Source organism: Klebsiella sp. CN_Kp113 (genome assembly GCF_040064585.1).
GTDB lineage: Bacteria > Pseudomonadota > Gammaproteobacteria > Enterobacterales > Enterobacteriaceae > Klebsiella > Klebsiella michiganensis.
Genome location: NZ_JBEAID010000026.1, coordinates 27,652 through 47,466, shown reverse-complemented (window position 1 = coordinate 47,466; position 19,815 = coordinate 27,652). Strand labels below are relative to the sequence as shown.

18 protein-coding genes are annotated in these 19,815 nt (G+C 59.4%); 10 read left to right on the top strand and 8 right to left on the bottom strand.

The genetic code is table 11. The features are described 5' to 3' along the window. The first annotated feature begins 120 nt into the window (after positions 1-120). Complete coding sequence (locus ABLV30_RS18040; RefSeq protein WP_014228742.1) at positions 121-1,149, top strand: LLM class flavin-dependent oxidoreductase; 1,029 nt, start codon at positions 121-123, stop codon at positions 1,147-1,149. 43 nt (positions 1,150-1,192) lie between these two features. On the opposite strand, the gene ABLV30_RS18035 is transcribed toward ABLV30_RS18040, so the two are convergent. The 5 genes from ABLV30_RS18035 to ABLV30_RS18015 form a co-directional block, all read right to left on the bottom strand. Beyond that, positions 1,193-1,528 (bottom strand): gamma-glutamylcyclotransferase family protein, encoded by a 336-nt coding sequence (locus ABLV30_RS18035; protein WP_014228743.1) that lies wholly within the window; start codon positions 1,526-1,528, stop codon positions 1,193-1,195. Between the two features lie 107 nt (positions 1,529-1,635). Then, the gene (gene dsbG / locus ABLV30_RS18030) at positions 1,636-2,394 is read right to left on the bottom strand and encodes a thiol:disulfide interchange protein DsbG (protein WP_109240741.1); all 759 of its coding nucleotides are present in this window, start codon (positions 2,392-2,394) and stop codon (positions 1,636-1,638) included. A gap of 44 nt (positions 2,395-2,438) precedes the next feature. After that, a complete protein-coding gene (locus ABLV30_RS18025; RefSeq protein ID WP_046877440.1) occupies positions 2,439-3,161 on the bottom strand; it encodes a DsbA family protein in 723 nt (240 codons plus the stop codon). 6 nt (positions 3,162-3,167) lie between these two features. Then, a complete protein-coding gene (locus tag ABLV30_RS18020) occupies positions 3,168-5,192 on the bottom strand; it encodes a protein-disulfide reductase DsbD domain-containing protein (RefSeq protein WP_265800571.1) in 2,025 nt (674 codons plus the stop codon). 46 nt (positions 5,193-5,238) lie between these two features. Next, the gene (locus ABLV30_RS18015) at positions 5,239-5,619 is read right to left on the bottom strand and encodes a hypothetical protein (protein ID WP_032719734.1); all 381 of its coding nucleotides are present in this window, start codon (positions 5,617-5,619) and stop codon (positions 5,239-5,241) included. Positions 5,620-6,527: 908 nt separating this feature from the next. Here ABLV30_RS18015 and leuO point away from each other — a divergent pair. The 5 genes from leuO to ABLV30_RS17990 all read left to right on the top strand — a co-directional run bounded on the left by leuO (position 6,528) and on the right by ABLV30_RS17990 (position 12,370). Then, positions 6,528-7,475, top strand: a complete 948-nt coding sequence (gene leuO, locus ABLV30_RS18010; protein WP_014228748.1) for a transcriptional regulator LeuO — start codon at positions 6,528-6,530, stop codon at positions 7,473-7,475. Positions 7,476-7,985: 510 nt separating this feature from the next. Continuing rightward, on the top strand, positions 7,986-8,465 hold the full coding sequence (locus ABLV30_RS18005) for a hypothetical protein (protein ID WP_162557613.1): 480 nt from the start codon (positions 7,986-7,988) through the stop codon (positions 8,463-8,465). A gap of 261 nt (positions 8,466-8,726) precedes the next feature. Then, on the top strand, positions 8,727-9,743 hold the full coding sequence (locus ABLV30_RS18000) for an iron ABC transporter substrate-binding protein (protein ID WP_025106214.1): 1,017 nt from the start codon (positions 8,727-8,729) through the stop codon (positions 9,741-9,743). Between the two features lie 23 nt (positions 9,744-9,766). Beyond that, on the top strand, positions 9,767-11,341 hold the full coding sequence (locus ABLV30_RS17995) for an iron ABC transporter permease (protein ID WP_064358326.1): 1,575 nt from the start codon (positions 9,767-9,769) through the stop codon (positions 11,339-11,341). Beyond that, complete coding sequence (locus ABLV30_RS17990) at positions 11,342-12,370, top strand: ABC transporter ATP-binding protein (RefSeq protein WP_265800574.1); 1,029 nt, start codon at positions 11,342-11,344, stop codon at positions 12,368-12,370. A 10-nt stretch (positions 12,371-12,380) separates the two neighbouring features. Here ABLV30_RS17990 and ABLV30_RS17985 read toward each other — a convergent pair whose 3' ends face one another. Both ABLV30_RS17985 and hpxD read right to left on the bottom strand, forming a co-directional pair. Next, positions 12,381-13,349 carry a PDR/VanB family oxidoreductase gene (locus tag ABLV30_RS17985; protein ID WP_265800576.1) on the bottom strand — a complete coding sequence of 323 codons (969 nt, stop codon included), beginning with the start codon at positions 13,347-13,349 and terminating at the stop codon, positions 12,381-12,383. Positions 13,350-13,362: 13 nt separating this feature from the next. Continuing rightward, positions 13,363-14,400 (bottom strand): molybdenum cofactor-independent xanthine hydroxylase subunit HpxD, encoded by a 1,038-nt coding sequence (gene hpxD, locus ABLV30_RS17980; RefSeq protein ID WP_014228754.1) that lies wholly within the window; start codon positions 14,398-14,400, stop codon positions 13,363-13,365. A 125-nt stretch (positions 14,401-14,525) separates the two neighbouring features. Between hpxD and hpxR the strand changes: the two genes are divergently transcribed. After that, on the top strand, positions 14,526-15,458 hold the full coding sequence (gene hpxR / locus ABLV30_RS17975; protein ID WP_025106218.1) for a LysR family hpxDE operon transcriptional regulator HpxR: 933 nt from the start codon (positions 14,526-14,528) through the stop codon (positions 15,456-15,458). Positions 15,459-16,073: 615 nt separating this feature from the next. On the opposite strand, the gene hpxO is transcribed toward hpxR, so the two are convergent. Further along, positions 16,074-17,228: an FAD-dependent urate hydroxylase HpxO gene (gene hpxO / locus ABLV30_RS17970; RefSeq protein WP_265800577.1), complete on the bottom strand. Its 1,155-nt coding sequence runs from the start codon at positions 17,226-17,228 to the stop codon at positions 16,074-16,076. A gap of 346 nt (positions 17,229-17,574) precedes the next feature. On the opposite strand from hpxO, the gene ABLV30_RS17965 reads away from it, so the two are divergent. From ABLV30_RS17965 to uraH, 3 genes are read left to right on the top strand one after another with little or no spacing between them, the layout of a single operon-like run. Next, the gene (locus tag ABLV30_RS17965; RefSeq protein ID WP_049071245.1) at positions 17,575-18,957 is read left to right on the top strand and encodes a nucleobase:cation symporter-2 family protein; all 1,383 of its coding nucleotides are present in this window, start codon (positions 17,575-17,577) and stop codon (positions 18,955-18,957) included. Further along, complete coding sequence (gene uraD / locus ABLV30_RS17960) at positions 18,935-19,435, top strand: 2-oxo-4-hydroxy-4-carboxy-5-ureidoimidazoline decarboxylase (RefSeq protein ID WP_038424292.1); 501 nt, start codon at positions 18,935-18,937, stop codon at positions 19,433-19,435. Before ABLV30_RS17965 ends, uraD begins: the two co-directional genes overlap by 23 nt. Next, the gene (gene uraH, locus ABLV30_RS17955) at positions 19,432-19,758 is read left to right on the top strand and encodes a hydroxyisourate hydrolase (protein ID WP_025106221.1); all 327 of its coding nucleotides are present in this window, start codon (positions 19,432-19,434) and stop codon (positions 19,756-19,758) included. The genes uraD and uraH overlap by 4 nt, the downstream gene beginning before the upstream one ends. The last annotated feature ends 57 nt before the right edge of the window (positions 19,759-19,815 follow it).

The following is a 19,815-nucleotide window of genomic DNA, read 5'->3' as shown; positions in this document are numbered from 1 at the left end:
TTAAACAAACAATATTTATTCTCACCTGGTTATGCGTAAAGTAGAGGCATAACGCGGCAGACACGTTTTTCATTATGCGCCACCTGCCAACGACCTCCCTGCAACCCAGGACACCACGTCATGAAAAAGATTGGCTTTTTGTCATTTGGTCACTGGACGCCATCGCCGCAGTCCGGGACGCGTTCGGCCGCTGATGCGCTGCTGCAATCCATCGATCTCGCCGTTGCCGCCGAAGAGCTGGGCGCGGATGGCGCCTATTTCAGGGTGCATCATTTCGCCCGCCAGCTTAGCTCGCCGTTTCCTCTGCTGGCAGCGGTCGGGGCGAAAACCAAACGTATTGAAATCGGCACCGGCGTTATCGATATGCGCTATGAAAACCCGCTGTATATGGCCGAGGATGCGGGCGCGGCGGATTTAATCTCCGGCGGCCGTTTACAGCTGGGTATCAGCCGCGGCTCGCCGGAGCAGGTGATCGATGGCTGGCGCTATTTTGGTTATGTTCCCGGCGAGGGCGAAAACGAGTCCGACATGGCGCGCCGCCACACCGAAGTGCTGCTGGACGCGCTGCGCGGAGAGGGGTTTGCGAAACCTAACCCGCAGCCCATGTTCCCCAATCCGCCGGGACTGCTGCGGCTTGAGCCATATTCTGAAGGGCTGCGCGAGAGAATCTGGTGGGGCGCCGGTTCGAATGCGACGGCAAGATGGGCGGCAACGCTGGGGATGAACCTGCAAAGTTCGACGCTGAAAGACGATGAAACCGGTGAGCCGTTCCATATCCAGCAGGCGAAGCAGATCCGCGCCTATCGCGAGGCCTGGGCAGAAGCGGGCCATACGCGCACGCCGCGGGTTTCGGTCAGCCGCAGCATTTTCGCTCTGATGAACGATCGCGACCGGATGTATTTCGGTTCAGGCCGTGACGAGAGCGATTCGATAGGTTTTCTCGACGAGAAGACCCGCGCCATTTTTGGCCGTAGCTACGCCGCCGAGCCGGATAAGCTGGTCGAACAGTTGAAGCAGGACGAGGCGATTGCCGAAGCGGATACGCTGTTACTGACGGTGCCGAACCAGCTGGGCGTGGAGTATAACGCCCACGTGATTGAGTCCATACTGAAGCACGTTGCGCCGGCAATGGGCTGGCGCGACGCATAAACCCGCGCTGAGCGACGCCCCGCAGGCGCGGGGCGAAAGGGTTTTACGCTGCGACCTTTGGCTGTAGCTGATAGATCCAGGCGGTCACGCGCTGGCCGTCTTCCATGGTAACGTCAACGGCAACGCGGTCGTAGCCCTCTTCAAACGCATCCAGCATTGGCCAGTGGGCGCTAAGATTCGCGGACAGGAACAGGTAGCCGTCGACCCGAGGCCCGTTGTTGTCGAGCACGATCCCCGGAAAATCCGCCGCCGCTCCCCAGCCGCGTTCATAAAACAGACCCTGCACATAGCCGGGCAGCCACTCGCCGCCAATGTTGTCCATAATATGGGCATTGGAGTGGCCCGGACGCAGCGTGCCGTAGACAAATAAACGTTCCATTATTCCTCAATCACTCAAGCGTTGAAGGCCCGGACGGGCAGAGCAGGTCATAAAATACGAGCTCTGGCCGGGGTTGGCAAGGCGCCCCGCGGGACGCCCGCTCTTCATCAGGGCTCAGGTCCGAACATCTCCAGCAGCTGTTTCTTGTCGGGCATGCCGACCACCTGCTGGAGTTCATTCTGTTCATTCATGTAATAGATGGCCGGCGTCGCGCTGGCGCCCAAATCATCCATCAGCTTTTGGTTATGCTGAAGAAGATTAAAGGTTTCGCGCGGCGTCACGCCGTCAAAGCGCGGCACTTTTTTGCCGCCGGAGAGTTCATACTCTTGCCAGGCGGCTACCGGATCTTTGGCATTCAGGATTGCCGTGGCGTATCGGCCGCTTTTCGGGTTGAGAAAGGCAACCAGCAGGGTATTCAACTGGACCTTACCGGCTTTTACCCACGGCTGCGCCGCCGACCAGAACGTCTTGCAGTAAGGGCAGAACGGATCGGCGAAGACGATGACTTTTCGGGCCGCCGAATCCGCGCCCTCCTTGAGCGGCCCGGCATCGTTCAGCTTCTTCCACATTTCGCGGCCTAATGGGGTATAGATCGCTTCTTTAAAATACCCCTCGCTGAGGTTTTGCCCTTTATCATCATAAAGATACCCGGAAATGACGTGCTTTCCGTCCGGGGTTAAAAACAGGGTCACCCCCATATCCTGATACTGACCGACCCAGCCTTTTACGCCGCCGGGGGAGTCTATCTCCTTGATAATTTTGATCCCTTGCTGTTCACCAAAGTCTTTAACTATCTGGGGAATCGCCCCCTCCGCAAGCGCCAGGCCCGGTATCATCCAGGCCGCCAGCAGGAAAATATATTTCATCATATCGCCTCTCAATGCAGGGGGAGCGCTCCCCCTGACGTGGGTTACTGTTTTTTCAGCGCATCGCCGATTGTGGCATCAAATTGCTCCCAGGGGATCCAGCCCGACAGCATCTCATCGCCAATTAGCGTGGCCGGCGTTCCCTGAATGCCGAGCTTTTCGGCGACAGAGAAGCTTTTCTGAATCGTCTCCAGGCTTTGCGCATCCGGCTTAGCCACGATGACGCCCGCCTTTTTTTTCGCCTGCTCAAGGCTGGCGCCGTCGTGATACCCCTTTTTTGCCATCAGGATCGCATTAAATTTGGCGAACTGTTCAGGATGCGTGCGCCACAGGGTGAGCGCATCCCTGGCCGCGGTCATTGAGCTTTCGGAGCGCCAGGGCAGAAACTTAAAAATCACCGCAACATCCGGGTATTTTTCCACAATCTTCTCCAGATAGGGGTCAAACTTTTTACAATACGGACAGTTATGATCCGTAAAGACCACCAGCGTCAGCTTCGGCTTTTGCGCGCCGATTCGCGGTGAGTGGGGGTCGTGAAAGAGAAAATCGCCGTACTGCGACAGCACCTGCTTGAGCGATTCCTGTTCCGCCCGGGCATTCTGCCGATCGAGCTTATCGGCCGCGGCGATCAAAATTTCAGGATGGCTGAGCAGCGTCTCCTGGACCAGTGCCTGCACGCGAGCCTCCTGCGCCGGCGTGAGCGGCGACGAGGCTGACGCCGTCAACGACGCCGAGAGAAGAAGAAAAGTGAGCAGCGTATTTTTCATCGTTAATTAACCTCTGGCATGAGTGAGCGCGTTCAGGACGCTTTGTTGATCGAGCAGCGGCGGGAGCGTCTCTCCTTGCGGCACGCCTGGACCGTAGACCTGATTGAAGGGAATGGCGTAACGATTTCGGCTTTGCAGGAAACGGGCGATCGGCTCAGAGGGCTTGCTCCAGTCGCCGCGCAGCGCGACGACATCCGGCTCAGCCAACGCGCTGATGATGGCGGGCTGATTTAACACCCGGTGTTCATTGACTTTGCACGTGACGCACCAGTCGGCTGAGATATCGATAAACACCCGTTTGCCATCCGCCAGCGCGCTCTGGATGGCCGCCTCGCTGAGAGGCTGCCAGCGAATTTGCTGAGCGTTAGCCTCCGGCGACGAGACGATAGCACCCTCGGCGAGCAGGCCGCGAACCTGAAAGCCGGCAAACGCCGCCAGCGCGATAATCACCAGCCAGAATGCTGGCGTCGCTCGCGGACGGGCGACTAACAAGGCGATCGGGGCCGCCACGGTGAGGGCCAGCGTCAGCATGCCGCCCGCCGTTTCTCCCAGGTGCAGGCCGAGCAGCGTCGTCAGCCAGAGGCTGGAGGCCAGCATCATGACGCCAAGCGCCATTTTCAGGGTGTTCATCCAGCGGCCGGGGCGGGGGAGCAGGGCGGCGGTTTGCGGGAACAGGGCGACGAACAGCCACGGCGCAGCCATCCCTAGCCCGAGCACCAGAAAAATCAGCCACAGCTCCTGAAGCGGAGCGGCAAGCGCGAAAGCGACGGCCGTGCCCAGGAAGGGGGCCGAGCAGGGCGTTGCCAGCAGGGTGGCAAAAACGCCCTCGCAGAAGCTGCCCGCCATCCCGGCGCCGCCGGCGGTCGCCAGCCGGCTCACGGCTGCCGAGGGAAGCAGCATCTCGACTACCCCGAAAAGGTTCAGCGAAAAGAGAAAGGTGACGGCAACCATTAAGCCGATAAACCAGGGATTCTGAAACTGGATCCCCCAGCCCAGCGATGCGCCGGTGAGCTTCAGTATCGTCACCATCAGCGCCAGCAGAGCAAACGAGGTCAGAATACCCGCGCTGGTGGCCAGAAAACGCAGCCTGACCATGCCCCGGTCTGAACCGGCCTGCAGCACCGCGCTGAGCTTCATGCCCATCACCGGCAATACGCACGGCATCAGGTTAAGGATTAAGCCGCCGAGCAGCGCGAAAAGCACTATTTTCCCGAGACTAACCGTCGCCGCCGGGGCGAGATCCGCGCCAGTCGTAAGGTTTATCTGCTGCGCTTTTTCACCATTTGTCAGCACCAACGACAGCGCTTTTCCTGCCAGCGTGGCGGGGATTTCTCCCCATTCGTCGGTGACCGGTACCGTCACCTTGAGGTGGCTGCCCTCGGCGCGAATGTCCGGATCGCCGGCCACAATTCCCCCGTCCATAGGGTCAAAATAGATCCCGGGGTTTTTCCATTCGCCGGTCGCGGTGGCGGTGATGACCAGCTGGCTCCCGACCCGATGCGCGGCGAGATCGTTGGTTATGCCGGTATCTGCCGGGATAGTGCGCATGGCCCGGGCAAAGGCGTCCCGGAAATCGCCGTCCGCGGGCTGATTGAAATCGAGACGCAGCCGGTAGTCGGTCAGCAGACAGACGTTGCTGCAGGTCGATAGCGTAAGCGTGCCTTCCAGCACGTCGCCGGGGGCGGCGGCGATCGTCATCGGGATCGCGACCCGGTCATGGTAGCCCTGGGTCGTCAGGCCGGAAATCTTGAATCTTGACGGGGCAGGCCAGTACCACCGCGCCTGTTCCCCGTTGTTCCAGATGATTTGCGGGGCGACGCCGCCTTCGCCCGGCGAGCGCCAGTAGGTTTTCCAGCCGGAGGCCAGCTCAATAGAGAGCAGTCCGTCGATCCGATCGTTTCCTTTTTCCGCCTGGAAGCGGATCCGGGCATGGTCGTTTTGCGGGGATGTCAGCCATCCGGTGTCCGCCCCGTGGGCAACGCCCGCGCAGGCCAGCAACAGGAAGACGAAGCCCCTGAAGATATTCAGCATTTTTTTCTCCGTGAATTAAAAAATTAATCGTTTAAGAACGATTTTTTCATTCACGGAAAACGCAGTTTTTAAGGTGTATTCGCAGCGTGGGCGGCCGGACGGGATCGTCCCGGAAAACCACCGGACGCCCTGCGGTGAGCAGCTGAAGCAGGGCGAGGAAGAGTATGACGGCAGGTAAGGCGCCATCAAAGAATAGCGGCTGCGCGCAGAGCAGGGATTTAGCGCTCAGCTGACAGGGCGAGGGGCCTGGCTCAGCCTCCTCAGAAGACGGCTGCTGGGCCTGCGCGCTGAAGGATATCGCCTGCGTGCGGGCGCCGACATCGGCCAAAAAATGGTGCAGATAGGCCGCCCGCTGAACAAGGCAGAATGCCATGACCAGGCAGGTCAGTATCAAAAACCATTTACCAGGAAGCCGACGATTGTGCATAGGGTACCAGGACAAGACAGAACCCGAGGATCATAAACAATCCTTATCAATGTACAAGAGGCTGGCGTGTAAGGTTTTGTCTGGATGGATAACGTTGCCGGCGTATGCGGCGGAAAGGCGGGCGTTCAGGTATTTCGTACATTTATATTATTTACAGCGTTGATGCATCCGGCTACTATTCGCGTCGCTAAGCGGTACCGGCACGCCGCTGCCGGACGTGACTGCTTAGCGCCTGACCGCCATTAGCTCATCTGGAAGAGCGAACGACGTACGTTGTAGGGAACGGGGTTCGAGGCCTCGATGGCGGCCCAACACTTGCTTAGCGGATCCGCACGATATCGGTAATAAAGCCTCCCGCTTCTGTTGAATACGCCTCTGAACATCTTTAATCACTCCTTTTAGATCTCTTTCCTGCTATTGCTACATAGCCGTTATTATTGCCTGTGAAATAATTTCTCTTCTCTCGCTATTACTCGCGACGGAATGTGATTGCCTGGTTTTATCGCGACTGCCCCGGCAAAGGAATATCTGAATTTGGAGTGTTTAAGATTTACCTAAGCAAATCTGAATAATTTTAATGTGAATCTACTTATTAGGATTTAGTCGCGTATTTTTCAGAAATTTCATCACTTTTTATATGGTATTCTCCCTTGTTCAAGGAGTGAACGAAGGAAAAAAGAATGCTTTACCGCTATGCCGTTTTCTCCAGAAAACATAATACGTTTCATATTCTTTTACTGTTTACCATTTTGATAATAAGTTTCATACATTTGAGCGTGCTGCTGGAAACCGATAACACATGGCTGCTGGGGCCGATGGTGATTTATCTGCCCATTTTTTTCCTTTGGCGAAAGGTCTCAGTGTTACGAAGCAGAATCGCTGATTAATGTGCTGGTGGAGTTCCCTACATGAGTGAAAATACAACATCTAAAGCAACCTCTGAACCGAAAGTCCGGCAGCCCGTCCTGCGGAAAGTCGATCTTAACCTGTTAACCATTTTTGATACCGTTATGCAGGAGCAAAGCTTAACCAAAGCGGCGCACACGCTGGGCATGTCTCAGCCGGCGGTCAGCAGCGCGGTCTCTCGCCTGAAGGTGCTGTTTAAGGATGAACTGTTCGTCCGCAACGGCCGCGGGATAAAACCGACGGAGCGCGCCTTTCAGCTGTTTAGCTCCGTTCGTCGCGCGCTGTCGCTGGTGCAAAATGAGCTACCGGATACGCTTTTCGACCCGCTGGACTGCGAACGTAATTACAACCTTTGCGTCTGTAGCCCGCTGGATAACTACCTGACTCCGCTTATTTTTAACAAAATCAGCGAGATTGCTCCCAGGGTCACTCTTTCCTTTAAATCTTCGCTAAGTCAGCAGGTGACAAATCAGCTGCGCTATCAGGAGGTGGAATTTGTACTCGATTACAACAAATTCAATCATCCGGAATTTACCAGCATCCCGCTGTTCCATGACCGAATGGTGCTGGTGGCCAGGCGCAACCATCCGCGTATCGCATCGCCGCTGAGCGAGGAGGATATTTATCGCGAGCAGCACGCCACCGTCGCGCTGGATCGCTACGCCTCCTTCAGCTATCCCTGGTATAGCTCTGAAGAGCAGCAGGCCTGCGTCGCTTTTCACGGTAACGCGATGGTCAGCGTGTTGAGCGTGGTGTCGCAAACCAATATGGTGGCTATCGCGCCGGAATGGCTGGCGAAAGAGTTTGAAGAGCAGTTTGCGCTACAGCTGCTGCCGCTGCCTTTAGAAATGGACAGCCGTACCTGCTATCTTTCGTGGCATGAAACGGCGGGCCAGGAGAGAAGCCATCGCTGGATGGCGGAGCTGCTAATAAAAATTTGCCAGCGCTAAATAGACCTGAAGAAATGCCTGGTAAGACGCCAGGTATTTTATTATTCACGCTCAACTCTCGCCCTGAAAATTAATTAAGATCCCTCCTTTATTCTTGTTCATCAGGCACTGATGACCGGATAAAATACGCTGTATTAATAAAATTAACCCACCAGAATTTCATTAAAAAATCTATTTACCGAAAATCGCGCATTTCTCCGGCAGAGCCAACCGGCGGTTTCTGTACCCAATGGATTTCGAGTTGCTTTGAGGCGGCAAGAGAGAGACAAATTCGTCGGAACGAATTTGACCAGCCGAAGGCTGACCGCCGGTGAGCGGCAGGAGCCTCTCATTAATCCCCAGGAGTTTACTCAAGTAAGTGACTGGGGTGAACGAACGTAGCCAACAAAGAAGCCACTTGAAAGACGACGGGTATATACTCTTATTATCCAGCCGGGCCGACGCCTGAACCAGGGGATGATGTTGATGCGCAGAAAAATGATGAAGCCTGCGGTGGCCGTCGCCGCCCTGATGATGTCATCGACGGCCCTACAGGCGGATGAAATCAACCTGTATTCGGTTAATACCGGCTCCTGGATTTACCATCTGTCGAACAACCACGGCCAGTACACCGAAGGTTTTGACAACCAGTTTGCCTCCGTTGAGCGCAGGTTCTCCGAAGATTCGCCGTACAGCCTGCTGGCCGGAACGATGAAAAACAGCTTTGACGATCGCTGCATTGCGCTGGGGGTTCGCCGCGACTGGGTCTCGTTGGGCAACGGCTGGGTGTTTAAGGGAATTTATGGCTACGTTGGCGAGTTTTTTTTCTCGGCCTTCGAGCACTGCGGCGATCATGGTTCTTATAAGGATTTTAAAGACGCCACCGGCATCGGCTTTTCTCCCTATATTTATCATGGTTTTCAGTACAACTTTACCAATTATTTCGGCGTTGAAAGCGGAATTATTCTTCCCGCCGTCTTTGTGGTGAGCATACAGTGGAGTTTTCGCTAATACAGTGGCGAAAACCCGCCCGCTGTGGGGCTTTGAAAGAACCGTAATAAAAAATGAAGTCATCTTAAGGTTATTTTAATCTTCACCGCGACGGTTATTTTTTTATAGCATTTTTCTCGCCCTTATCCGCCCGCGCTCAGTACATTTCACTTTTTTCATTAGATGGTAATTGTTTGCATTATCATTCACATTCCTCTGTGATTTAATCCTTGCCGGCCGGCGGCCAGTGACTCTTCGCCCACCTCTATTAAGGATTAGTTTATGCGTTTTCGTCTGGTGTCTTATTGCTCCGCTGCATTGATGGCTTCTTCCGCGTTTATTGCCCCGCAGGCGCTGGCGGCGGCCAGCAGCGACGGGATTGTGGTCTACAACGCGCAGCATGAAAATCTGGTGAAGTCCTGGGTTGACGGCTTTACCAAAGAGACGGGAATTAAAGTGACGCTGCGTAACGGCGGCGACAGCGAGCTGGGTAATCAGCTGGTGCAGGAGGGGACGGCATCCCCGGCGGATGTCTTTCTGACCGAAAACTCCCCGGCGATGGTGCTGGTGGATAACGCGAAGCTGTTTGCGCCGCTGGCGGCCGAGACCCTTCAACAGGTCGCCCCGCAGTACCGCCCTGAGCACGGCCGCTGGATAGGCATTGCCGCCCGCAGCACCGTATTCGTCTATAACCCGGCGAAAATCAGCGAAGCGCAGCTGCCGACATCCCTGATGGATCTGGCGCAGCCGCAGTGGAAAGGGCGCTGGGCCGCTTCGCCATCCGGCGCGGATTTTCAGGCCATCGTCAGCGCCATGCTGGCGCTGAAAGGCGAGCAGGAAACCCTGGCATGGCTTAAAGCGATGAAAACCAATTTTGTGGCCTACAAGGGCAACAGCACGGTGATGAAAGCGGTGAATGCCGGTCAGATTGATGGCGGCGTTATCTATCATTACTACCGCTTTGTCGATCAGGCGAAAACCGGCGAGAACAGCAAAAATACCCGTCTCCACTACTTTAAAAACCAGGATCCGGGCGCCTTTGTCAGCATTTCCGGCGGCGGCGTGCTGGCCTCCAGCAAACATCAGGAACAGGCTCAGGCCTTTATCAAGTGGATCACCGGCAAGCAGGGACAGGATGAACTGCGCACCAATAACGCCTTTGAATACGCCGTTGGCGTCAACGCCGCGTCCAACCCGAAGCTGACGCCGCTGAAAGCGTTAGAGGCGCCGAAGGTTGAGCCGTCTTCGCTGAACAGCAAAAAAGTGGTTGATTTGATGACCCAGGCTGGCCTGCTGTAATCGTCCGTTAAAGTGAACACGCTATGTCTTCTCTGAGTTTCGCGCTCGGAAAAAAAGCCCAACGCCTGCCCGAGCGCAGGCGTCCTGCTTTTCCGATGATCGCGTTAGCCGTTCTGTTTTCTCTGCTGGCGCTCTTGCCGCCGGGTTTTGTTATTGCCGTAGGGGTCGATACCGGCTGGGAGACAATCCAGGCGCTGGTCTTTCGCCCGCGCGTCGCTGAGCTGTTAAGCAATACCCTGTGGCTTATCGCGCTGACGGTACCCCTGTGCATTGCGCTGGGCGTTGGCCTGGCCTGGCTGACGGAGCGCACGCTGCTGGCGGGGCGGCGGCTCTGGTCGGTGCTGGCGGTTGCGCCGCTGGCGATCCCGGCCTTTGTGCAAAGCTACGCCTGGGTCAGCGCGGTGCCGGCAATGCACGGCCTCTCTGCCGGGGTGTTTCTTTCGCTGCTGGCCTACTACCCGTTTATCTATATGCCGGTTGCCGCCGTTCTGCGGCGGCTGGACCCGACGCTGGAAGATGTTGCCGCCTCATTAGGTACGCCGCCGTGGCGGATCTTTTTCCGCGTGGTTTTGCCCCAGCTCAGGCTGGCGATATGCGGCGGCGCGCTGCTGGTGGCGCTGCATCTGCTGGCGGAGTTTGGCCTGTTCGCGATGGTGCGTTTTGATACCTTTACCACCGCCATCTATGACCAGTTCCAGTCAACCTTCAGCGGCCCGGCGGCGAACATGCTGGCCGGGGTGCTGGCGCTCTGCTGTCTGGCTATTTTGCTGCTGGAAGGGGCGTCGCGGGGGAAAGCGCGCTATGCCCGCATCGGTTCGGGCGCCGCGCGCGAACAGCAGCGGCAGCCGCTGGGCCGGCTGGCGGCGATCCCTCTCCAGCTCGCGCTGCTGACGCTGGTGATGCTGGCGCTGGGCGTTCCGCTGATGGTGCTCTGCCGCTGGCTATGGCTGGGCGGCGTGGAGAACTGGTTAAACGCCGACCTCTGGCTCTCCCTGCGGCAAACGCTGCTGCTCGGCGCGGTGGGCGCTCTCCTCACCACCGCCTGCGCTATTCCCATTGCCTGGCTGGGCGTTCGCTATCCGCAGCGTCTTATTCGACTGCTGGAGGGGTGTAACTACATGACCAGCTCTCTGCCCGGCATCGTGACGGCGCTGGCGCTGGTGACGGTCACCATTCACTACGCGCGCCCCATCTATCAGACCGAGGTCACGCTGCTGCTCGCCTGGCTGCTGATGTTTATGCCCCGGGCGCTGGTCAACCTGCGCGCCGGCATCGCTCAGGCCCCCGTGGAGCTGGAAAACGTCGCCCGCAGTTTGGGCCGCAGCCCCGGCCGGGCGCTGTGGAGCGTGACCATGCGGCTGGCGGCGCCGGGCGCGGCGGCAGCGGCGGCGCTGGTGTTTCTCGGCATCACCAATGAATTGACCGCCACGCTGCTGCTCTCTCCGCTCGGCACCCGCACGCTGTCGACCGGCTTCTGGGCGCTAACCAGCGAAATTGATTACGTCGCCGCCGCGCCTTACGCGATGCTGATGATTCTGCTTTCGCTGCCGCTGACCGGCATTCTCTATATCCAGTCGAAAAAAATCGCAGGCCTGTAAATGCTTGAACTCTCCTCAATCTCAAAATCTTTTGCCGGTACGCGGGTGCTCGAAAACCTGAATCTGACGGTGGCCGCAGGCAGCCGGACGGCGATAGTTGGTCCCTCCGGCTCCGGTAAAACCACGCTGCTGCGGATCCTCGCCGGTTTCGAAACGCCGGATAGCGGGCGCATTGTTATGCAGGGGCGCACGCTGTTTGCGCAGGGGACATTTATTCCCGCCCACCTGCGCGGGGTGGGCTACGTGCCGCAGGAAGGCGCGCTGTTCCCCCATCTGAACGTCGCGGACAATATCGCCTGGGGCCTCGACGGCAGCCGGCAGGAGAAATATCAGCAGGTGGCGGCGCTGATGGAGAGGGTGTCGCTGGACCGTCAACTGGCGAACCACTGGCCGCACGAAATCTCCGGCGGTCAGCAGCAGCGCGTAGCCCTGGCGCGCGCGCTGGCGCAGCGGCCCGCGCTGATGCTGCTTGATGAGCCTTTTTCCGCTCTCGATACCGGGCTGCGCGCGGCCACGCGCAAAGCCACCGCCGATTTACTGGCGCAGGCCGGGGTCGCGTCGATTCTGGTGACTCACGATCAGAATGAAGCGCTCTCCTTTGCCAGCCAGGTCGCGGTGATGCGCCAGGGACGTTTTGCCCAGGTCGGCACGCCGTATGAGGTCTACAGCCGTCCCGTCGATGAAGAGACCGCGCTATTTCTCGGCGATGCGCTGGTGCTGCCCGCCGAGCTTCGCGGCGGGCGGGCGCGCTGTGCGATTGGCGAAATTTCAATCGATGATCCGCATGCCGTCGGCCAGGGAAGGGTCATGCTGCGCCCCGAGCAGCTGGTTATTTCCCCCTCTCCGGCGGATGGACAGTCGCTCACCGTACGCGATGTGGACTTTAGCGGCCACCTGTCAACGTTAACCCTGGCGATGCCCGGCCAGGGCGAGCCGCTGATCGTCAAAACCGTCAGCCGGCAGTTATGGCGGCCGGGGGCGGCGGTACGCATTGAGGTGGTGGGCGAGGCGCGGGTCTTTGCCTGCTAGCGCCGACGGGCTATAAATCAATGCACAGATTCGCCGACCGGCTGCGGGAGCAGCACAGGGCGATCTGCTGCGCGCCGGCGGATTTCTCCGCCTCCGACTGCACGGTGTCGCGGTGGTCGACAACCCCCTCGAGAACCGGCGTCAGGCAGGCGCCGCAAATCCCCATCTCGCAGGAGAGGGGGACGGCGACGCCGTTCTCCTGGAGCACCTGGGCGATGGTCTTATGCGGGGGCACCGGCCACCGCTCTCCCGAGGACGCAAGCGTCACGCTAAACGTTTCTCCCTCCTCAGCGCCGGCGGGCATCGCGACAGGCTGAAAGGCTTCGCTATGGATCAGCGTTTCCGCCCAGCCCTGTTCCATGGCGACCCGGCGCGCGGCGGCCATAAATCCCTCTGGCCCGCAGAGATAAATCGGATATCCGGTATGCGTCTTGTTCAGCGCGGCGGCTAAATGCTGCCGGGCGCTGTCTCCTTCGCAAGAGCTGTGAATCACCACGCTTTCGGCGCGGAATCGCCGCTGCAGTTCGCGGACAAACGCCCCCTGGGCGCGATTTTTCAGGTAATAGTGCAGCGTAAACGGCACGCCCTCCGCCTCCAGCCTTAGCGCCATTGCGTACAGCGGCGTAATGCCGATACCGGCGGCCAGCAGCGTCACCCGCTCCGCCGCCCGTAAGGGAAACAGATTGCGCGGGGGAGAAATCAACAGCGTCTGGCCGGGGCGCAGCTGCTGATGAATATAGCGCGAACCGCCGCGTGACGCTTTCTCCAGCGCCACGCAGATCAGGTAGCCGTCGTCTGCGTCCTCCGGGCCGGTCAGCGAATACTGGCGGATAATGCCGCACGGCAGATGAACGTCAATATGCGCGCCGGGCTGCCAGGCGGGGAGCGGTCGCCCGTCCCGCGCCACCAGCCTGACGGCGAGGTTCTGGCTGCCCTGGCGCCAGAGGCCGTCAACGATAACCTCTACTACATCGCTCATGATGGCTCTCCACTTAAACGAGGAAAAAGTCGCCGAAGCCCATTTTTTTCAGTCCGCGGCGATAGGCGATGGAGCTGCGATCGGCGGGGATATGCGCTTCGAGCGTTAAATCCAGCGGCAGTCTCTCCGGGCGCTGGGTCTCCACCATCAGGCGATCTTCCTCAAAGACGCGCAGGTTAAAGGCGTGAACATCCTCTACCGGCACGTGCAGATCGAAATTACGCGCGATGGGCGCGAACATCCGGGTTATCCGCGAGGAAACCGGCGAGGCGGCGTTCATAATCACCAGCCTGGCCTCACCGGGAAAATGAATCGTCAGGGTGGCGGTAAACGGCAGATGCATCTCGAAATGACGCAGCCACTGGAAGCCCTCCGGCGCGCGAAACTCGGAGCTGGCGGGATAGTTGCCGACCGAACTCCAGTAATCGGCGATAAAACCAAACGACGTCTCCTGCGGGTTATAGTTCGGCACCACCTGGTTATCCGGGTCGGCGAAAGTATCGGTATGGATCCAGGCGAAATGGGCGACATCCAGAAAGCCCTCGACCTGGCGCCCCGCAAAGCCGTTGACCTCAAAGGCCGGGCAGTTGATTTGCTGAAAGCCGTCGTCGTGCCAGTGCGGCATCACCGGCAGCGGCATCGGGTTCTCCGGGTCGAAGGCCAGGCAGGTCCAGATCAGGCCATAGCGCTCCTCAACCGCAAAGCTGGTGAGGTTGAGCTTCGCCGGTACCGGCTGGTCGGGGCTGGATGGGATACGGTTACAGCGGCCATCTTCGCCGAAGCGCAGGCCGTGGTACGGGCAGACGATCCCTTCTTCATCGTGAAAGCCGAGCGTCAGCGGCACGCCGCGGTGGGGACAGACGTCGCGAGCGACCACCACCTGGCCCTTAATACGATAGATCACCAGCTGCTCATCAAGCAGGGTGGCTTTTACCGGCGCGGGGCCGATATCGCAGGCGCGGGCGACCGGGTGCCAGCATTTCGCCAGGCGCAGCCAGTCCTCCGGCTCAAAGGTGCAATGGGCGGGTGGGGTGGGTTGTGGTCTGTTCATGGCTTCTCTTCCTGCTCACAAAAACATTTGTTTAATTGTTGTGAGTTTATTGTTGTCATATTAGGGTGTTGACATCCATCAGCAAGAATTCATCCAGCCGTTGCAAAAAAGAGAACAGGTCACCGATGAGCCCATTTTCACGTTTCGCCCTCTATTTTGCCGAGGTCGCCCGCAGCGGTAGCCTGCGGCGGGCGGCAGAAAAGCTGCATATTTCCGCCTCGGCCATCAACCGGCAAATCTTGCAGGCGGAAGAGGCCTTCGGCACGCCGCTGTTCGAACGCCTGCCGGAAGGGCTGCGCATGACCACCGCCGGAGAGCTGCTGTACGACAATCTGCTGCGCTGGCAAAAGGAGTTTCATCTGACGCGGCAAAAGTTTGATGAGCTGCAGGGGCTAAAGCGCGGCACCGTTAGCCTTGGCATGGTGCAGGCGCTGGCGGAAGGGAGCTTTGCCGCCGCGCTGGCGGAGATTATCGGCAGCTGGCAGTGGCTCGAGCTGAATTTGCAGGTCGCGGATAGCCATACCGTCAGCCAGAAGGTGCGGCAGGCGGATCTTGATTTCGGCCTGATTCTGGATCCTGAAGGCCAGGCCGGACTGAGCGTACTGGCCTTTGCTGAACTGGAGATGGGCGCGGTGATGCGCCCGGATCACCCCCAGGCGCAGGCTGCGATGCTGTCCCTGGGCGAACTCAGCGAGGAGCGGCATATTGTTCCCGGCGCGCCGCTGATCGTCCACGATCGGGTCGCGATGCTCTATCGCCATTATGATTTTTTCCCGGCGAACAGTATCAGCTGCAACGATATCCGGCTGATTAAATCGCTGGTGCTTAAAGGCGGCGGCGTGACTATTCTCAGCCGTCTGGACGTGCTGGAAGAGGTGAAGCTCGGGCAGCTGGCGTTTGTCCCGCTGCGCAACAAGCTGCTGCGCCCGCTCACCCTGGCCCTGTGCACCGCGCCATCGCGCCAGCTCTCCCGCCCGGCGCAGATGGCGATCCAGAAGCTGACCGCCGTGATGGAGGAGATGCAGGCCGGGACAGCGGCTTCCCCCCCGTCTGCGTAATATGCCCGGCCTGAAATACTCTGCGGCCTGCTTCCCCGGTGGCGCTGCGCTGACCGGGCTACAGGTTCCCCGCGTCTGCGATCCGGTAGCCCGGCTAAGGCGTTTACGCCGCGAGCCGGGAACAGACCCGGCCTGAAATACTCTGCGACCTGCTTACCCGGACAGGCGCGCAGCGCCGCCTCCGGGACGGTGTCGGGGTGATGCATCGGCGTGGCTTCTTCCCGGCTCGCGCTGCGCTTAGCCGGGCTACGAGCTGCGCTGACCGGGGCTACGGGTTGCCCGGCGTCTACGATCCGGTAGCCCGGCTAAGGCGTTTACGCCGCGAGCCGGGAACAGGCCCGGCCTGAAATACTCTGCGGCCTGCTTCCCCGGTGGCGCTGCGCTGACCGGGCTACAGGTTCCCCGGCATCTGCGATCCGGTAGCCCGGACAGGCGCGCAGCGCCGCCTCCGGGACGGTGTCGGGGTGATGCATCGGCGTGGCTTCTTCCCGGCTCGCGTTGCCCTTAGCCGGGCTACGAGCTGACCGGGGCTACGGGTTTCCCGGCGTCTGCGATCCGGTAGCCCGGCTAAGGCGTTTACGCCGCGAGCCGGGAAGGGGGCTGATGCCAGCATCTTTACCCCAGCGGGCCGCCCTGAATGGTTTCGCACAGACCGTTGATAATCCGCTCCCCGGTTTCGGATTTCAGTTCCTGGTACCAGGCTTCCGTCAGCGCCATATCTTTGCCATGGGTCACATCGCAGCGCTTACGCGCCTTCAGCACCAGGTCGCGGACCCGGTCGCAGCGCTGCGCTTCGTACTGGCGCAATACCTCGGTGATATTCCGGCTCTGGCGGAACAGATCCCCCAGCACCACCGCATCCTCCAGCGCCGCGCAGCCGCCCTGGCCGATATCCGGCGTGGTGCTGTGCCCGGCATCGCCCAGCAGCGCCACCTTGCCGCGAACCAGCCGTTCAAACGGCTCGATATCATGGATTTCAATGCGGTTGGTGGTCTGCGGGTCGAGGGAGGCGATCAGCTTCTGCACCTGCGGCGACCAGCCGCTGAAGTAGCGACTAAGATCCGCCCGCAGGGTGCTGCGATCCTCGGCCAGCCCCGCCGGGAGCGGAACATCAAAGAAAAAGTAAAACCGTCCATCGGAGACCGGCATCAGCGACACCCGTTTCCCCTCGCCGACGAAGGTGGTCCACTGGTTGCCCGGCGCAATCGCCTCATCAATTTCCACCAGACCGTTCCAGTTAACGTAGCCTGCGTAGCGGCGCTCAGGGGTATAGCCGAGCACGTACGGGCGCAGCGCCGAATGGCTACCGTCGGCGGCGATCAGAAAATCGCCTTCAGCCATCGACCCGTCGGTAAACCAGACGCGAACCCCGTCGGCGTTTTCTTCGCAGCGGGTGACGCGTTTACCAAACTGCACGGCGTCGCGCCCCCAGAAGTTGAGCATCTCGCGCTGCAGCTCGGCGCGGGAAACCGGACAGGGACGGCCACCGGTGCGCGCCACCAGCGGCGCGAGGCTGAACTGCGTCAGAGTCTCCCCGCGCAGATAATCCTTGTAAGCCAGAAAATACATGGGGCCGCCGTAACTCTCGATAATATCCCCCATGCCTAAATGCTTCATGCACTTAACGCCGTTAGGCCAGATGGAGATAGCCGCGCCCACCGGCTTGATTTCTTTCACCGCTTCAAAGACTTCGCAGTGGATACCGGCATTTTTTAATGCCACCGCCGCGCTCAGGCCGCCGATTCCGCCGCCGATAACTAATGCTTTCATTTGCTTCTCCTTTACATACGTCGTTATTGGCTTGAGCAATTTGCGTACCACTTTGGCGCAGGCGCTGATTTCGCCGATTCGGGCTCCCCGCGACCGTGCGGTTGCACAACGCTGGTGCGCAGAGCGGGTTTTATTGCCTTTTTATGAATCAATAATTTCTAAATTTGTAATTGAGAATCTAATGTTTCATTGTCTTGCCGAGGTCAGACGCCAGGGATCTGGCAAAAATGATGGGTTATCTGCTTGAAAAAACGGAATAAAATTAAATGTTGCGCAAATGTGAGCGAATTTGGCCTGTTTTGTGCACCCGTTCCCGCACGCTTATTCGCAACGGGATGAAACGACCATGTCAGATGAAAAAAACGGCGGCTTACTGTACGGCCTTGAGCAGCGGATCCCGCCGCTCCCGGCTTTTTTTAGCGCCTTACAGCACGTACTCGCCGGGCTGGTAGGCATTATTACGCCGCCGCTGATTATCGGCGCGGCGCTGGGGCTGGGGGAGTGGCTGCCCTATTTGATCAGCATGTCCCTGCTGGCTTCCGGCATCGGGACCTTCCTGCAATCCAACCGCCTGTGGGGGATCGGCGCGGGCATGATCTGTATGCAGGGGACCAGCTTTGCGTTCCTCGGCGTCGCCATTGCCGGCGGTATGTGGGTAAAAGGGCAGGGCGGCACGCCGCAGGATATTATGGCCATGCTGTTTGGCGTCAACGTTGTTGCCGCGCTGGTGCCCTGTCTCGTTAGCCGCTTTATTGAACCGCTGAAGCGCATTTTTACTCCGGTGATTACCGGCAGCGTGATTGCGCTGATCGGCATTAGCCTGATTAAAGTCAGCGTCATTAACTGGTGCGGCGGCGAGCAGGCTAAAGCGTTTGCCAGCATGAGCAATATCGCCCTCGGCGCGGGCACGCTGGGGACCATCGTCCTGCTGAGCTGTGCGAAAAACCGCTGGCTGCGTCTCTCTTCGGTGGTGGTGGGGATTGCCGTCGGCTGCGCGGCGGCGGCGCTGAGCGGATCGTTCCAGCTTAAAGGCGTCGGCGATGTCTGGTTCCGCTTACCGCAGCTGTTCCCGTTTGGTTTTCAGTTTAACAGCGCGATTTTTCTGCCGATTGCGCTGGTGTCGCTGGTCTGCATTCTTGAGGCGGTAGGCGATCTGACGGCCAATTGCCTGATCTCTCAGCAGTCGATAGATGACGAGGACTTTCGTTCGCGGCTGAAAGGCGGCATTCTTGCCGATGGCATAAGCTGCATGGTGGCGGCGATGCTGTGCGCGTTCCCCAATACCACCTTTGCGCAAAACAACGGCGTGATTCAGATGACTGGCGTCGCCAGCCGCTACGTTGGCCGCTACATCGGGGTGATTTTGATTCTGCTGGGCCTGTTTCCGCCGTTCGGCGAGATACTGCGCCAGATCCCGGCGCCGGTGCTGGGCGGCGCGACGATGGTGATGTTTGGCTGCGTTGTGGCGGCGGGGATCCGCATTATCACCCAGAAACCGCTAACCCGTCGCGATATGCTGATCGTTGGCCTGGCCTTCGGTTTTGGTCTCGGCATTGAAGCGGTTCCGGCGTTTCTGACCCACTTCCCGCCGATCGTGGGTAACCTGTTCGGTTCCGCGGCGACCAGCGGCGGGCTGGTGGCGATTGTCCTGAATCTGATTATTCCGGAAGAGAAACCGGCCGCGGCGGCGGCCACAAGGAGCACCGATGATCGCGCTGAATCACTTTAATCAGCTGAGCGGCGAACATGCCGTCGCCGTGCTGGAACCCTGCGTGGCCATCTCCGGCTGGGCGGCGGCGCTGGCCGCCGGCCGGCCCTGGCGCAGCCGCGCTGATTTACTCAGCGCCGCCCGGCGGCTGATGGCGGCGTGGGGCGAAGCGGAGCTGACCGAGGCGCTAAGCGCCCATCCGCGTATCGGCGAAAAGCCCGCCGGGTCTCAGGCGCACGCGGCGCTCTCGCGTCAGGAACAGGGAAGCGTTGATGACCGCGATGCTGCGCTGGCGCAGGCGCTGAAAGAGGGCAACGCCCGCTACGAAGCGCGATTTGGCCGGGTCTTTTTGATTCGCGCGAAAGGGCGCAGCGGGGATGAAATCCTGGCGGCGCTGTCGCGTCGCCTGCAAAACAGCGAGCGCGCAGAAGTCGAGGACGCGTTAGCGCAGCTGCGCGAAATCACCCTATTAAGACTGGAAGGAGCGATTGGCGAATGAGTACCTTAAGCACTCATATTCTGGATATTTCCACCGGCCGACCGGCGCAGGGCGTAAAGATTGCGCTGGAGCGCGAAGGCGCGCTGGTTGCCCGCGGCGTCACCGATGATAACGGTCGCATTGGCGAACTCGGCGCCGGGACGCTGGCGCCGGGGCGTTACCGGTTGTGCGCGGAAATCGGCGAGTGGTTTGCCGCCAGCGGGCGCGAGACGCTCTACCTGAGCGCGCAGATTGATTTCGTCATCCGCGAAGCGGCCGGCGAGCACTATCATTTACCGTTTTTAATTGCCCCCGGCGGCTGGTCCACCTATCGCGGCAGCTAAATTTCCCCGGAGGCGGCGCTGCGCGCCTGTCCGGGCTATGAGTTCGGCGCTGTCTGT

Bases quoted from the DNA above. Each gene is read 5' to 3' on its own strand.
- ABLV30_RS18040 (WP_014228742.1), top strand. From the start codon at position 121: ATGAAAAAGATTGGCTTTTTGTCATTTGGTCACTGGACGCCATCGCCG.
- ABLV30_RS18035 (WP_014228743.1), bottom strand. From the start codon at position 1,528: ATGGAACGTTTATTTGTCTACGGCACGCTGCGTCCGGGCCACTCCAAT.
- dsbG (WP_109240741.1), bottom strand. From the start codon at position 2,394: ATGAAATATATTTTCCTGCTGGCGGCCTGGATGATACCGGGCCTGGCG.
- ABLV30_RS18025 (WP_046877440.1), bottom strand. From the start codon at position 3,161: ATGAAAAATACGCTGCTCACTTTTCTTCTTCTCTCGGCGTCGTTGACG.
- ABLV30_RS18020 (WP_265800571.1), bottom strand. From the start codon at position 5,192: ATGCTGAATATCTTCAGGGGCTTCGTCTTCCTGTTGCTGGCCTGCGCG.
- ABLV30_RS18015 (WP_032719734.1), bottom strand. From the start codon at position 5,619: ATGCACAATCGTCGGCTTCCTGGTAAATGGTTTTTGATACTGACCTGC.
- leuO (WP_014228748.1), top strand. From the start codon at position 6,528: ATGAGTGAAAATACAACATCTAAAGCAACCTCTGAACCGAAAGTCCGG.
- ABLV30_RS18005 (WP_162557613.1), top strand. From the start codon at position 7,986: ATGATGTCATCGACGGCCCTACAGGCGGATGAAATCAACCTGTATTCG.
- ABLV30_RS18000 (WP_025106214.1), top strand. From the start codon at position 8,727: ATGCGTTTTCGTCTGGTGTCTTATTGCTCCGCTGCATTGATGGCTTCT.
- ABLV30_RS17995 (WP_064358326.1), top strand. From the start codon at position 9,767: ATGTCTTCTCTGAGTTTCGCGCTCGGAAAAAAAGCCCAACGCCTGCCC.
- ABLV30_RS17990 (WP_265800574.1), top strand. From the start codon at position 11,342: ATGCTTGAACTCTCCTCAATCTCAAAATCTTTTGCCGGTACGCGGGTG.
- ABLV30_RS17985 (WP_265800576.1), bottom strand. From the start codon at position 13,349: ATGAGCGATGTAGTAGAGGTTATCGTTGACGGCCTCTGGCGCCAGGGC.
- hpxD (WP_014228754.1), bottom strand. From the start codon at position 14,400: ATGAACAGACCACAACCCACCCCACCCGCCCATTGCACCTTTGAGCCG.
- hpxR (WP_025106218.1), top strand. From the start codon at position 14,526: ATGAGCCCATTTTCACGTTTCGCCCTCTATTTTGCCGAGGTCGCCCGC.
- hpxO (WP_265800577.1), bottom strand. From the start codon at position 17,228: ATGAAAGCATTAGTTATCGGCGGCGGAATCGGCGGCCTGAGCGCGGCG.
- ABLV30_RS17965 (WP_049071245.1), top strand. From the start codon at position 17,575: ATGTCAGATGAAAAAAACGGCGGCTTACTGTACGGCCTTGAGCAGCGG.
- uraD (WP_038424292.1), top strand. From the start codon at position 18,935: ATGATCGCGCTGAATCACTTTAATCAGCTGAGCGGCGAACATGCCGTC.
- uraH (WP_025106221.1), top strand. From the start codon at position 19,432: ATGAGTACCTTAAGCACTCATATTCTGGATATTTCCACCGGCCGACCG.